The sequence below is a fragment of the Streptomyces sp. MspMP-M5 genome (assembly GCF_000373585.1).
Taxonomy (GTDB): Bacteria; Actinomycetota; Actinomycetes; order Streptomycetales; family Streptomycetaceae; genus Streptomyces.
Genome location: NZ_KB891915.1, coordinates 21,514 through 35,061 on the forward strand (window position 1 = coordinate 21,514; position 13,548 = coordinate 35,061).

Annotated in this window: 12 protein-coding genes; 8 read left to right on the forward strand and 4 right to left on the reverse strand. The window is 70.2% G+C overall.

From position 1 onward, the window contains the following. Positions 1–70: 70 nt before the first annotated feature. A complete protein-coding gene (locus B073_RS0128430; RefSeq protein ID WP_018541481.1) occupies positions 71–1,432 on the reverse strand; it encodes an aspartate aminotransferase family protein in 1,362 nt (453 codons plus the stop codon). A gap of 2 nt (positions 1,433–1,434) precedes the next feature. Then, complete coding sequence (locus B073_RS0128435; RefSeq protein WP_026247814.1) at positions 1,435–1,929, reverse strand: Lrp/AsnC family transcriptional regulator; 495 nt, start codon at positions 1,927–1,929, stop codon at positions 1,435–1,437. Positions 1,930–2,104: 175 nt separating this feature from the next. Here B073_RS0128435 and B073_RS0128440 point away from each other — a divergent pair, with 175 nt between their 5' ends. The 3 genes from B073_RS0128440 to B073_RS0128450 all read left to right on the forward strand — a co-directional run bounded on the left by B073_RS0128440 (position 2,105) and on the right by B073_RS0128450 (position 5,594). Next, complete coding sequence (locus B073_RS0128440) at positions 2,105–3,559, forward strand: gamma-aminobutyraldehyde dehydrogenase (RefSeq protein ID WP_018541483.1); 1,455 nt, start codon at positions 2,105–2,107, stop codon at positions 3,557–3,559. 133 nt (positions 3,560–3,692) lie between these two features. Next, entirely contained in the window at positions 3,693–4,874 is a 1,182-nt protein-coding gene (locus tag B073_RS0128445) for a polyamine ABC transporter substrate-binding protein (RefSeq protein WP_026247815.1), read from the forward strand. Positions 4,875–5,018: 144 nt separating this feature from the next. Next, positions 5,019–5,594, forward strand: a complete 576-nt coding sequence (locus tag B073_RS0128450) for an HXXEE domain-containing protein (protein WP_018541485.1) — start codon at positions 5,019–5,021, stop codon at positions 5,592–5,594. Positions 5,595–5,644: 50 nt separating this feature from the next. On the opposite strand, the gene B073_RS0128455 is transcribed toward B073_RS0128450, so the two are convergent. Together B073_RS0128455 and B073_RS0128460 are read right to left on the reverse strand one after the other, a co-directional pair. Beyond that, positions 5,645–6,667, reverse strand: coding sequence for an adenosine deaminase (locus B073_RS0128455; RefSeq protein WP_018541486.1), 1,023 nt, complete (start codon positions 6,665–6,667; stop codon positions 5,645–5,647). A gap of 79 nt (positions 6,668–6,746) precedes the next feature. Then, positions 6,747–7,367: an NADAR family protein gene (locus B073_RS0128460; protein WP_018541487.1), complete on the reverse strand. Its 621-nt coding sequence runs from the start codon at positions 7,365–7,367 to the stop codon at positions 6,747–6,749. A 202-nt stretch (positions 7,368–7,569) separates the two neighbouring features. On the opposite strand from B073_RS0128460, the gene B073_RS0128465 reads away from it, so the two are divergent. From B073_RS0128465 to B073_RS0128485, 5 genes are all read left to right on the forward strand, one after another. Beyond that, positions 7,570–9,096 (forward strand): gamma-aminobutyraldehyde dehydrogenase, encoded by a 1,527-nt coding sequence (locus B073_RS0128465; protein ID WP_018541488.1) that lies wholly within the window; start codon positions 7,570–7,572, stop codon positions 9,094–9,096. A gap of 105 nt (positions 9,097–9,201) precedes the next feature. Beyond that, complete coding sequence (locus tag B073_RS0128470) at positions 9,202–10,461, forward strand: polyamine ABC transporter substrate-binding protein (protein WP_018541489.1); 1,260 nt, start codon at positions 9,202–9,204, stop codon at positions 10,459–10,461. Positions 10,462–10,540: 79 nt separating this feature from the next. Next, a complete protein-coding gene (locus tag B073_RS0128475; protein ID WP_018541490.1) occupies positions 10,541–11,722 on the forward strand; it encodes an ABC transporter ATP-binding protein in 1,182 nt (393 codons plus the stop codon). Then, a complete protein-coding gene (locus B073_RS0128480) occupies positions 11,719–12,657 on the forward strand; it encodes an ABC transporter permease (protein WP_018541491.1) in 939 nt (312 codons plus the stop codon). The genes B073_RS0128475 and B073_RS0128480 overlap by 4 nt, the downstream gene beginning before the upstream one ends. Continuing rightward, positions 12,657–13,535, forward strand: coding sequence for an ABC transporter permease (locus B073_RS0128485; protein ID WP_018541492.1), 879 nt, complete (start codon positions 12,657–12,659; stop codon positions 13,533–13,535). Before B073_RS0128480 ends, B073_RS0128485 begins: the two co-directional genes overlap by 1 nt. Positions 13,536–13,548 lie beyond the last annotated feature (13 nt).

Genomic DNA, 13,548 nt, shown 5'->3' on the forward strand with positions numbered 1-13,548 from the left:
GGATGTTCGGTTGTGCACTGTTGTTCAGTTGTTCTGCAGTGCACCGGCGCACCAGGAGGTGACGCGATGATCAGAGCTTGGTCCACGCCTCGGTCAGGACGGAGCGGAGGATCTGCTCGATCTCGTCGAAGACCGGCTGGTCGGCGATCAGCGGCGGGGCCAGCTGGATGACCGGGTCGCCACGGTCGTCGGCGCGGCAGTAGAGGCCGTTGTCGTAGAGGGCCTTGGAGAGGAAGCCGTAGAGGACGCGCTCGGTCTCCTCCTCGTTGAACGACTCCTTGGTGGCCTTGTCCTTCACCAGCTCGATGCCGTAGAAGAAGCCGTTGCCGCGGACGTCGCCGACGATCGGCAGGTCGTGCAGCTTCTGCAGGGTGCTGAGGAAGTTGCCCTCGTTGTCGAGCACGTGCTGGTTGAGGCCCTCGCGCTCGAAGATGTCGAAGTTGGCGAGCGCCACGGCCGAGGAGACCGGGTGGCCGCCGAAGGTGTAGCCGTGCAGGAAGGTGTTGTCGCCGTTGTAGAACGGCTCGGCGAGGCGGTCGGAGATGATGCAGGCGCCGATGGGGGAGTAGCCGGAGGTCATGCCCTTGGCGCAGGTGATCATGTCCGGGACGTAGCCGAACTTGTCACAGGCGAACATCGTGCCGACGCGGCCGAAGGCGCAGATGACCTCGTCGGAGACGAGCAGCACGTCGTACTGGTCGCAGATCTCGCGGACCCGCTGGAAGTAGCCGGGGGGCGGCGGGAAGCAGCCACCGGCGTTCTGCACCGGCTCCAGGAAGACCGCGGCGACGGTGTCCGGGCCCTCGAAGAGGATCTGCTGCTCGATCTGGTCGGCGGCCCAGCGGCCGAACGCCTCGGGGTCGTCGCCGTGGAGCGGGGCGCGGTAGATGTTGGTGTTCGGGACCTTGTGCGCGCCGGGGACCAGCGGCTCGAAGGGGGCCTTCAGGCCCGGCAGACCGGTGATCGACAGGGCGCCCTGCGGGGTGCCGTGGTACGCGACCGCGCGGGATATGACCTTGTACTTGGTGGGCTTGCCGACGAGCTTGAAGTACTGCTTGGCGAGCTTCCAGGCGGTCTCGACCGCCTCGCCGCCGCCGGTGGTGAAGAAGACCTTGTTCAGGTCGCCGGGGGCGTAGTGCGCCAGGCGCTCTGCCAGCTCCACGGCCTTGGGGTGGGCGTAGGACCAGACGGGGAAGAAGGCCAGCTCCTGGGCCTGCTTGTAGGCGGTCTCGGCGAGCTCGACCCGGCCGTGGCCGGCGTTGACCACGAAGAGGCCGGCGAGGCCGTCGATGTAGCGCTTGCCCTTGTCGTCGTAGATGTTGGTGCCCTCACCGCGCACGATGGTGGGCACCGGGGCGTTCTCGTACGAGGACATGCGGGTGAAGTGCATCCACAGGTGGTCGTACGCCGTCTTGGAGAGGTCGCCGCTCATTGCTATCTCGTTCCCCAGGTGTAGGTCTGCTTCCGGAGCTTGAGGTACACGAAGCTCTCGGTGGATCGGACGCCGGGAAGCGTGCGGATCCGCTTGTTGATCATTTCCAGAAGGTGGTCGTCGTCCTCGCAGACGATCTCGATGATGAGATCGAAGGAGCCTGCCGTCATGACGACGTACTCGACCTCTTCCATGGTCGTCAGGGCGTCGGCCACGGGGTCGAGGTCGCCCTCGACGTTGATGCCGACCATTGCCTGCCGGCGGAGACCGACCGTGAGGGGGTCGGTGACCGCGACGATCTGCATCACGCCTTGGTCGAGCAGCTTCTGTACGCGCTGCCGCACCGCCGCCTCGGACAGGCCGACGGCCTTGCCGATCGCGGCGTACGGACGGCGCCCGTCCTCCTGGAGCTGCTCGATGATCGCCAGGGAGACGGAGTCGATCGACGGAGTGCCGGTTCTGTCAGGACTGCTATTACGGGGCGCCACGTCATTCACTGTGCACGAGGTTCGACGGTATGGCAACCCCGAATCAATGAAATCAGTTGTTGATCGATCGAGATTTCACGGATTCCGTTGTTCGAGTGGTGTGGGTGTGTTGAAAACGTGGTTCGCGCGGCTACTGTGGGAACGATCCAACCACCGGTACATCCGACACTGAAGGGGGCGCACAGTGACCACCGCACTGCGTCGTCTGCGCAACTACATCGACGGGGAGTTCCGGGACGCCGCCGACGGCCGGACCACGGAGGTGGTCAACCCGGCCACGGGTGAGCCGTACGCCACCGCCCCTCTCTCCGGTGCCACGGACGTGGACGCGGCCATGGCGGCCGCCGAGGCCGCGTTCCCCGCCTGGCGCGACCTGATCCCGGCCGAGCGCCAGAAGGTCCTGCTCAAGATCGCCGACCGCTTCGAGGAGCGGGCCGAGGACCTGATCGCCGCCGAGTCCGAGAACTGCGGCAAGCCGATCGCCCTCGTGCGCTCCGAGGAGATCCCGCCGATGGTGGACCAGATCCGCTTCTTCGCGGGTGCCGCCCGGATGCTCGAAGGCCGCTCGGCCGGCGAGTACATGGACGGCTTCACCTCCATCATCCGCCGTGAGCCGGTGGGCGTCTGCGCGCAGGTCGCGCCGTGGAACTACCCGATGATGATGGCCGTATGGAAGTTCGCCCCGGCGCTCGCCGCGGGCAACACCGTCGTCCTCAAGCCCTCCGACACCACCCCCGCCTCGACGGTGCTGATCGCCGAGATCATCGGCGGCGTCCTGGACGAACTCGGCCACTCCCGCGGCGTGTTCAACGTCATCTGCGGCGACCGGGAGACCGGCCGTCTGATGGTCGAGCACCGGACCCCGGCGATGGCCTCGATCACCGGCTCGGTCCGGGCCGGCATGCAGGTCGCCGAGTCCGCGTCCAAGGACCTCAAGCGGGTCCACCTGGAGCTCGGCGGCAAGGCGCCGGTCGTGGTCTTCGAGGACACCGACATCGCCAAGGCCGTCGAGGACATCGCCACCGCCGGCTACTTCAACGCCGGCCAGGACTGTACGGCCGCCACCCGGGTGCTCGTCCAGGAGTCCATCCACGACGAGTTCGTCGCCGCGCTGGCCAAGGCCGCCTCGGAGACCAAGACGGGCGCGGTCGACGACGAGGACGTGCTCTACGGCCCGCTGAACAACGCCAACCAGCTGGCGCAGGTCAAGGGCTTCATCGAGCGGCTGCCCGCGCACGCCAAGATCGAGGCCGGCGGCGAACAGGTCGGCGAGAAGGGCTACTTCTTCGCCCCGACCGTCGTCTCGGGCCTGAAGCAGGACGACGAGATCGTCCAGCAGGAGGTCTTCGGCCCGGTGATCACCGTGCAGTCCTTCGCCGACGAGAAGCAGGCGGTGGAGTGGGCCAACGGCGTCGAGTACGCCCTGGCCTCCTCGGTGTGGACCAAGGACCACGCCCGCGCGATGCGGATGTCCAAGGCGCTCGACTTCGGCTGCGTGTGGATCAACACCCACATCCCGCTGGTCGCCGAGATGCCGCACGGCGGCTTCAAGAAGTCCGGCTACGGCAAGGACCTGTCGTCCTACGGCTTCGACGACTACACCCGGATCAAGCACGTGATGACCTCGCTGGACGGCTGAACCGGCCGTCCCCGAAGGGGGATCGGCGGCGTCGGGCGGTACGGAACGCTCGACACACCGTCGCGGGCGGAGGCCCGGCAATGGACGCTCTGTCTCTTGCCGCCTCCGCCCGCGGCACGTGAGAGTGCTCACCATGGCTGATCTTTCGCGGCGTTGGCTGCTTCGGGGCATGGGCGGAATCGGTGCGACCGGGGCGCTGGCCGCTCTGACGGGATGCGGAGTGCCGCCGGCGTACGTCGAGGCAGCCGACCGTGAGGCCCCCGACCGCTCCGACCGCGACCGCCGACTGGTCTTCGCCAACTGGCCGCTCTACATCGACGTCGACGACCACGACAAGCAGCGCCGCCCCACGCTCGACGCGTTCCAGAAGCGCACCGGGATCTCCGTGACGTACACCGAGGAGATCAACGACAACGACGAGTTCTTCGGCAAGGTCAGTCCCGCGCTGATGAACCACCAGCCCACCGGCCGCGACCTGGTCGTCATCAGCGACTGGATGTGCGCCCGCTACGTCCGGCTCGGCTGGGTCGAGACGATGGACCGCGCCGCCCAGCCGAACGTCGCCCGCCACCTCGACCCGCTGCTGGCCTCCCCGCACTTCGACCCGGGCCGCAGGCACTCGGTGCCCTGGCAGTCCGGGATCACCGGCATCGCCTACAACCGGAAGAAGCTGGGCCGGGAGATCAAGCACACCTGCGACCTGTGGAGGCCCGAACTGCGCGGCCGGGTCACGCTGCTCTCCGGGCTCGACGAGGCGTTCGCCATGCTGCTGCAGGGCAACGGCGTGGACATCACCCGCTGGACCGCCGACGACTTCCACCGGATGATCGACCAGATACGCGGGCTGGTCCACAAGGGGCAGATCCGCCGGTTCACCGGCAACGACTACATCAAGGACCTGGACTCCGGCGACGTGCTCGCCGCCCAGGCGTACTCCGGCGATGTGATCCAACTCCAGGCGGACAACCCAGACATCGAGTTCGTGGTTCCCGAGGAGGGCGCGGAGCTGTGGGCGGAGAGCATGATGATCCCCAACCTCGCGGCCCACAAGCGGAACGCGGAGCGGCTGATCGACTACTACTACCAGCCGGAGGTCGCGGCCGAACTGGCCGCATGGGTCAACTACGTCTGTCCGGTGCCGGCCGCGCGGGAGGTGCTCGCCTCCTCCAAGGACAAGGAGCGGGCGCAGCTCGCGGAGGACCCGCTGATCTTCCCCGACGCGGCGATGCGCAAGCGGCTGGCGATCGCGCGGGACATCACGGCCGAGGAGCGGACCGGGTTCGCCAAGGAGTGGAACGCGATCGTGGGGCTGTAGCCGCGGGAGCCGGGCCGGGCCGGGCCGTGCCGTGCCGGGCCGGGTGCCGGCGGGGCCTGCCCTCCGCGGAGCGGTGGGCGGTGGACCGGTGAACTGGCGGGGTGGCGCAAGGGGGCGTCAACGCCCGTGTCAGACTGCGGAGTCATGTCGTCCGAGAGAACATGGCCGCCGGTTCCGGCGCTGCCGTCGAAGCCGTCTCCCTGTGCGCCGTCGCCGGCCGTCACGCTGGGGCTGTTCGCCGCCTGGGCGCTGCACGACGCCGAGGAGGTGGCGTTCGGGCCGCGCTGGGTGCGGGAGAACGTACCGACGCTGCGGAAACGGTTCCCCCGGGTGCCCGAGAAGGTGTGGCGGGCCCTGGAGGGCGTCACCCAGCGGGAGTTCACGGCGGCGGTGGGGGTGATGGCGGTCATCGTGGGCAGCGCGGTGGTGAGCGGACACCGCACCGGCGGCCGGTCGGCGTACTTCCAGGCGGTGCTGGACGGCTTCGGGCTGCACGGTCTGATGCACCTCGCGCAGGCCGCCGCCGTCCGCGGCTATACGCCGGGCTCGGCCACCTCGCCCGTGCTCGTCCTCCCGTTCACGCTCTGGGCCCGCGGCCGGCTGCGGCGGGCCGGAGTGCTGCGGCCCGCGACCCCGGGCGGCGCGGCGCGCGGTATCGCCCTCGCGGCCGCCGCCACCGTCGTCTCGCACGGGGTGGCGCGGCGGCTGATCGAGAGGTAAGGGGCGGGCGGGGCGACCGTCACTCGGCCCCGATCCCGCTGGGATGCCGGCTAGCCGTGCCAGCCCTCCGTGTACGTGTCGATCTCGGCCGCGAGGCGGGCCTTGGCGGTGTCGTCCATGAAGGAGGCGGTGACCGCGTTCTTGGCGAGGGCGGCCACGCCGGTGGCTTCCAGGCCCAACAGGCGGGCGGCGACGGCGTATTCGGTGTTGAGGTCGGTGCCGAACATCGGCGGGTCGTCGCTGTTGATGGTGACGAGGACGCCGGCGTCGACCATCTCCTTCACCGGGTGCTCCTCCAGGGTGCGCACCGCGCGGGTGGCGATGTTGGACGTCGGGCAGACCTCCAGCGGGATGCGGTGCTCGGCGAGGTGGGCCAGCAGCGCGGGGTCCTGGGTGGCGCTGGTGCCGTGGCCGATCCGCTCGGCGCGCAGGAAGGTCAGGGCGTCCCAGACGGTGCCCGGGCCGGTGGTCTCGCCGGCGTGCGGGACGGAGTGCAGCCCGGCGGCGATCGCCCGGTCGAAGTACGGCTTGAACTGCGGCCGCGGCACGCCGATCTCGGGGCCGCCCAGGCCGAACGAGACCAGGCCCTCGGGCTGCAGCTCGCAGGCGATCCGGGCGGTCTCCTCGGCGGCTTCCAGCCCCGCCTCGCCGGGGATGTCGAAGCACCAGCGCAGCACCACGCCCAGCTCGGCCTCGGCGGCCTTGCGGGCGTCCTCGATCGCCTCGACGAAGGCGGCGTCCGGGATGCCGCGGCGGGTCGAGCTGTAGGGCGTGATCGTCAGCTCGGCGTAGCGGATCTGCTGACGGGCCATGTCGCGGGCGACCTCGTACGTCAGCAGGCGGACGTCCTCGGCGTCGCGGATCAGGTCCACGACGGAGAGGTAGACCTCGATGAAGTGGGCGAAGTCGCGGAACGTGAAGTAGTCGGCGAGCGCCTCGGGGTCGCTGGGCACGGCGGAGTCCGGGTGCCGGGCGGCCAGCGCGGAGACGATCCGCGGCGAGGCCGAGCCGACGTGGTGGACGTGCAGCTCCGCCTTGGGCAGGCCCGCGATGAAGGCGTCGAGGTCGGACAACGGTTCCTCCTGGGTGAGGGGGCGCGGGACGGGGTGCGCGGAGCGGACGGTGCGGTCGGGCCATCGTAGGGGGGAGGGGTCACGCCCCGTCGGCCGCGTCCTGCCGCTCTTCGGCCAGGTGCTGCCGGGCCGCCATCAGGGCGAAGCCGAGGAGGTTCAGGCCGCGCCAGCAGGCCGGGTCCGCGGCGCGGTCGTCGTCGGCGGCGAGGCCGATGCCCCATATGCGGTCCAGGGGGCTGGCCTCCACCAGGACGCGGGAGCCGGTGCCCAGCAGGAACTCCCGCAGCTCCGCGTGCTGGCCGAACTTGTGCGTGCTGCCCTCGACGACGAGGGCGAAGCGGTGCTGCCGCCAGACCTCCTCGTCGAAGCCGCGGACCGTCCGCCCGGCGTCCTTGGCCTCCTTGGGGTGGGCGGCCGCGAGGGCCCGGCGCTCGGCCTCCGCGTCCCCGAACAGGCGGGCTTTGGCGGCCATCATCCAGTGCTCGGCGGTGGCGTACCGGACGCCGTCGACGGTGAACAGGGCGGGCCACCACTGGCTGAAACAGCTCGCTCCGACTCCGCCGCCGCGGGGCGGGCGATGGCCCCAGAAACAGACGTACTCGAGCCGCTCACCGCGGGCGGTCAGGGCGGTCAGTTCCTCGACGGAGCGCGGTCCGTCGGCGGTGTGGTCGGTGGCCGTGGCCGGGCTGTTGTGCATCATGCCGGGATTCTGTCAGCGGGCACCGACAACGTGTCGGGCACCCCCGCCACTGAATTCGCAGAATTCGTCGCGTAACCAAAAGGCAACAACGGAATCACTTGTTGGTTGCCTTCTGCTCTGCCAGGATCGGCCATCGATTCCGGAAATAGCTACGCCTGGCAGTGCCGCTGAGCGGCCCCGGCGCTCGGCGGAGGAGAGCACGATGGATCAACGGTTCCAGCGCTTCGAAGTGACCGAACGATTCGCCGAGGGCGCGCAATTCATCGCCGGAAGCCTCCGGAGCGGCACCTCCGGCCGTACCCAGGACGTCGTCGACCCGGCCACCGGCGAGACCGTGCTGCGCTACGAACTCGCCGGCACCGACGAGGTGGACGCCGCGGTGGCCGCGGCCGCGGCGGCCTTCCCGGGCTGGGCCGGGGCCACGCCCGCCGAGCGCTCGGACACCCTGCACCGCTTCGCCGCGGCGCTCGCCGAGGACGCCGCGGACCTCGCCGCCGCGGAATCCCTCAACTGCGGAAAACCCCTCAAGCTCAGCAGGGAGTTCGACGTTCCCGGCACGGTCGACAACGCCGCGTTCTTCGCCGGCGCCGCCCGCCACCTGGAGGGCAGGGCGGCCGCGGAATACAGCGGCGACCACACCTCCATGATCCGCCGGGAACCGGTCGGCGTGGTCGGCTCCATCGCGCCGTGGAACTACCCGCTCCAGATGGCCGCCTGGAAGGTGCTGCCGGCCCTCGCCGCGGGCAACACCATCGTCCTCAAGCCCGCCGAGATCACCCCGCTGACCTCGCTGCTCTTCGCGCAGGCCGCACAGCGCGCGGGGCTTCCGGACGGCGTCCTCAACATCGTCTCCGGGGCCGGCCGGGACGCCGGTGAGCACCTCGTCGGCCACCCCGGCGTCGCCATGACCTCCTTCACCGGCTCCACCGCCGTCGGCAAGCGGGTCGCCGAGCTCGCCACCGGCACCGTCAAGCGGCTCCACCTGGAGCTCGGCGGCAAGGCCCCGTTCGTGGTCTTCGACGACGCGGACCTGGATGCCGCCGTCCAGGGGGCGGTCGCCGGTGCGCTGATCAACACGGGCCAGGACTGCACCGCCGCCACCCGCGCCTACGTCCAGCGGCCGCTCTACGACGCGTTCGTCGGCGGCGTCGCCGACCTGATGGCGACCGTGCGGCTGGGCGACCCGTTCGACCCGTCCACCGACCTCGGACCGCTGATCTCGCACACCCAGCGGGACCGGGTGGCCGGCTTCGTCGAGCGCGCCCGCGGCTACGCCACCGTGGTCACCGGCGGCGCGGCCCCCCAGGGCGAGCTGGCCAAGGGCGCGTACTACCGGCCCACGCTGATCACCGGGGCCGCACAGGACAGCGAGATCGTCCAGGCCGAGATCTTCGGCCCGGTGCTGGTCGTGCTGCCCTTCGACGGCGACGACGAGGGCATCGCGCTGGCCAACGACACCCCCTACGGGCTGGCCGCGTCCGCCTGGAGCCGGGACGTCTACCGCACCGGCCGGGCCACCCGCGAGATCAACGCCGGCTGCGTCTGGGTCAACGACCACATCCCGATCATCAGCGAGATGCCGCACGGCGGCGCCAAGGCGTCCGGTTTCGGCAAGGACATGTCGGCATACTCGTTCGAGGAGTACACGCAGGTCAAGCACGTGATGTACGACATCACCGGGGTGGCCGCGAAGGACTGGCACCGGACGGTCTTCGGGGACCGCGGCTGACCTGAGTCCGGTGGGGCGCCCGGGGTGCCCCGCCGCCCGCGGCCGGGGCCGCGCACCACCGTCACCACCGGCCGCACGCCGGGCACACCCTGAAAGGCCACGCGCATGGAGCACCACGAGCAGCAGCCCGCACCCCCGGCCCCCTTCTCCCCGGCCGAGCTCACCGCCCTGCGCCGCAGCCTGACCACCGGCCGGCTCGCCATGACCCGCCGCTCGCTGCTGCGGGCCGGCGGGGCCCTGGCGGCCGCGGCCGGCGGCGGCGCGGCCCTGTCGGCCTGCGGGATCGCGCCCGCCGGCCGCACCGACGCCGCACTGACCGTGGACCACTCCCCGGCGGAGAAGCGCCTGAACTTCTCCAGCTGGACCGAGTACATGGACGTCAGCGACGACGGCAAGCACCACCCCACACTGGACGCCTTCCAGCGGCGCACCGGCATCGCCGTCACGTACACCGAGGACATCAACGACAACGACGAGTTCTTCGGCAAGATCCAGGCACAGCTCGCAGGCGGGCAGGACACCGGACGCGACCTGATCGTGCTCACCGACTGGATGTGCGCCCGGATGATCTCCCTCGGCTGGATCCAGCCGCTGGACGCGGACCGCCTCCCGCACGCCCGCGCCAACCTGTCGGCGCAGTACCGCGACCCCGCCTGGGACCCCGGCCGCAAGCACTCCTACGTCTGGCAGGCCATCCCCGCGATCATCGCGTACAACACCAAGGCCACCGGCGGCCGTTCCGTCGACTCGATCAGCCAGCTGCTGGAGGACCCGCAGCTCAAGGGCCGGGTCGGCTTCCTCTCCGAGATGCGCGACACCGTCGGACTGACCCTGCTGGACATGGGCAAGCGGCCCGAGGACGTCACCGCCGACGACTACGACGCCGCGCTGGCTCGGCTGCAGAGGGGCGTCGACACTCGGCAGATCCGCCGCTTCACCGGCAACGACTACACAGGCGACCTGGACAAGGGCGACCTCGCCGCGTGTGTCGCCTGGGCCGGCGACGTCGTCCAGCTGCAGAGCGACAACCCGCACATCCGCTACACCGTCCCCAAGGCCGGCTACATGACCTCCACCGACAACCTGATGGTGCCCAGCAAGGCCCGCCACAAGGGGAACGCCGAACGGCTCGTCGACTACTACTACGAGCCGAAGGTGGCGGCCCGGCTCGCCGCGTACGTCAACTACGCCTGCCCCGTCGACGGCGTGCGCGGGGAACTCGCGAAAATCGATCCGGAACTCGCGAAGAACCCGCTGATCCTGCCGGACGAGGAGATGGCCGCCCGGTCCCACTCCTTCCGCGCCCTGACCCCTTTGGAGAACCGGGTGTTCAACCAGAAGTTCTCCGACCTCACCGGCACCTGAGCCGGCCCCGCGGCGCCCGGTCCGCACCACCGGTCCCGCCCGAGCCGTTCTGCCCCCTCCGACCCACGGGACGACCCACATGACCACTACCGAGACCCCGCAGAGCAGCGGCGGCGACGTCCGTCTGCACCGGATCAGCAAAACCTACGGCTCCTTCACCGCCGTCCACCCGCTCGACCTCACCATCCCCGCCGGGTCCTTCTTCGCACTGCTGGGTGCCTCCGGCTGCGGCAAGACCACCACCCTGCGCATGATCGCCGGCCTGGAGGAGCCCACCACCGGCACGGTCGCCCTCTCCGGCCAGGACGTCACCGCCCTGCCGCCCTACAAGCGCCAGGTCAACACCGTCTTCCAGAACTACGCGCTCTTCCCCCACCTGGACATCTACGAGAACGTCGCCTTCGGCCTGCGCCGCCGCGGCATCAAGTCCGTCAAGAAGCAGGTCGAGGAGATGCTCGACCTCGTCCAGCTCGGCCCGCTGGCGCGCCGCAAGCCGCAGCAGCTCTCCGGAGGCCAGCAGCAGCGCGTCGCGGTCGCCCGCGCACTGATCAACCACCCGCAGGTGCTGCTGCTGGACGAGCCGCTCGGCGCCCTCGACCTCAAGCTGCGCCGCCAGATGCAGCTGGAGCTCAAGCGCATCCAGACCGAGGTCGGCATCACGTTCGTGCACGTCACCCACGACCAGGAGGAGGCCATGACGATGGCCGACACCGTGGCCGTGATGAACGGCGGCCGGGTGGAGCAGCTCGGCGCCCCCGCCGAGCTGTACGAGAACCCCGCCACCACCTTCGTCGCCAACTTCCTGGGCACCTCCAACCTCATCGCGGCCGAGGTCACCGAGGCGGGCGGCGCGGAACTCGTCCTCGCGGCCGGCGGTGCCACGCTCCGGCTGCCCACCCGGCGATGCAGCACCCCGGCCCGCCAGGGCGACAAGGTGCTGGCCGGTGTCCGCCCCGAGAAGGTCGCCCTGGCGCACGCCGACGACGCCCCGGCGGTCCCCGAGGGCCACAACCGGATGACCGGCCGGGTCAGGGTCGCCAGCTTCATCGGCGTCTCCACCCAGTACGTCGTCGACGTCCCCGGCGTCGGCGAACTCTCCGTCTACGAGCAGAACATCGGGCGCGACGGCCGCCTCGTCCCCGGCGCGGACGTCGTCCTGCACTGGGAGCCGGAGCACACCTTCGGGCTCGACGCCGACCAGTCCCTGCTTGCCGGGACAGTGGGCGACGCCGGCGCGGACCTCGACGAGGAGGCCGCATGACCGCCACCGCCGCCCCCGCACCACCGGACGAGCAGTCCGAGGACGAAGCACTGCCCCTCCGGAAGGCCCCGACCCGCAAGCGCCTGGTCCCCTACTGGCTGCTGCTCCCCGGCATCCTCTGGCTGATCGTCTTCTTCGCCGCCCCGCTCGTCTACCAGGCGTCGACCTCGATCCAGACCGGCTCCCTCGAAGAGGGCTTCAAGGTCACCTGGCACTTCGCCACCTACTGGGACGCGCTGGCCGAATACTGGCCGCAGTTCCTCCGCTCGGTCGGCTACGCGGCCGTCGCCACCGTGCTCTGCCTGCTGCTCGGCTACCCGCTGGCGTATCTGATCGCCTTCAAGGCCGGCCGCTGGCGGAACCTCGTGATGATCCTCGTCATCGCCCCGTTCTTCACCAGCTTCCTGATCCGCACCCTGGCCTGGAAGACGATCCTGGCCGACGGCGGCCCGGTCGTCGGCGCGCTCGACGCGCTGCACCTCCTCGACGTCACCAGCGCCCTCGGCATCACCGAAGGGCACCGGGTGCTGGCCACCCCGCTGGCGGTGGTCTGCGGCCTGACCTACAACTTCCTGCCGTTCATGGTCCTGCCGCTGTACACCTCGCTGGAGCGGATCGACCCGCGGCTGCACGAGGCCGCCGGCGACCTCTACGCCCGCCCGGCCACCACCTTCCGCCGGGTCACCTTCCCGCTGTCCATGCCCGGCGTCGTCGCCGGCACCCTGCTCACCTTCATCCCGGCCGCCGGCGACTACATCAACGCCGAACTGCTGGGCTCCACGGACCAGAAGATGATCGGCAACGTCATCCAGTCGCAGTTCCTGCGGGTGCTGGACTACCCGACCGCCGCCGCGCTCTCCTTCCTCCTCATGGCGGCCATCCTCGCCATGGTCACGCTCTACATCCGCAAGTCCGGGACGGAGGACCTGGTCTGATGGCGGCCACCGACACCCCCACGAAGGACGCGGCCGCGACCCCGGCCCCGGCCCCCGCGCCCCGGCGCACCCCGGGCAAGGGCCTGCGCCGGCTGCGCCGCAACCTCGTCACCCTGGCGGGACTGGCCACCCTGGCCTATCTGATCCTGCCCAACGTCGTGGTGATGGTCTTCTCCTTCAACAAGCCCAACGGGCGCTTCAACTACCAGTGGACGCGGTTCTCCACCGACGCCTGGACCGACCCGTGCGGCGTCGCCGACATGTGCGGCTCGCTCGGGCTGAGCCTGGAGATAGCCGTCTGGGCCACCGTCGGCGCGACCGTCCTCGGCACCATGATCGCGTTCGCGCTGGCCCGCTACCGCTTCCGCGCCCGGGCCGGCGTCAACACCCTGATCTTCCTGCCGATGGCGATGCCCGAGGTCGTCATGGCCGCCTCGCTGGCCACCCTCTTCCTCAACATGGGCATCCGGTTCGGCTTCTGGACGATCCTCATCGCGCACATCATGTTCTGCCTGAGCTTCGTCGTCACCGCCGTCAAGGCCCGCGTGATGAGCATGGACCCGCGGCTGGAACAGGCCGCCCAGGACCTCTACGCCACACCGGTGCAGACCTTCCTGCGGGTGACGCTGCCGATCGCCGCGCCCGGCATCGCCGCCGGCGCCCTGCTCTCCTTCGCGCTCTCCTTCGACGACTTCATCATCACGAACTTCAACGCCGGCTCCACCGTGACCTTCCCCATGTTCGTCTGGGGATCGGCACAGCGGGGCACACCCGTTCAGATCAATGTCATCGGAACGGCGATGTTCCTGGTCGCCGTCCTGTGCGTGTTCGTCGGCCAACTGGCCGGGAAACGACGTCAGCGCAGTAAACGCAGCTAGAGGAGCTGAGAAC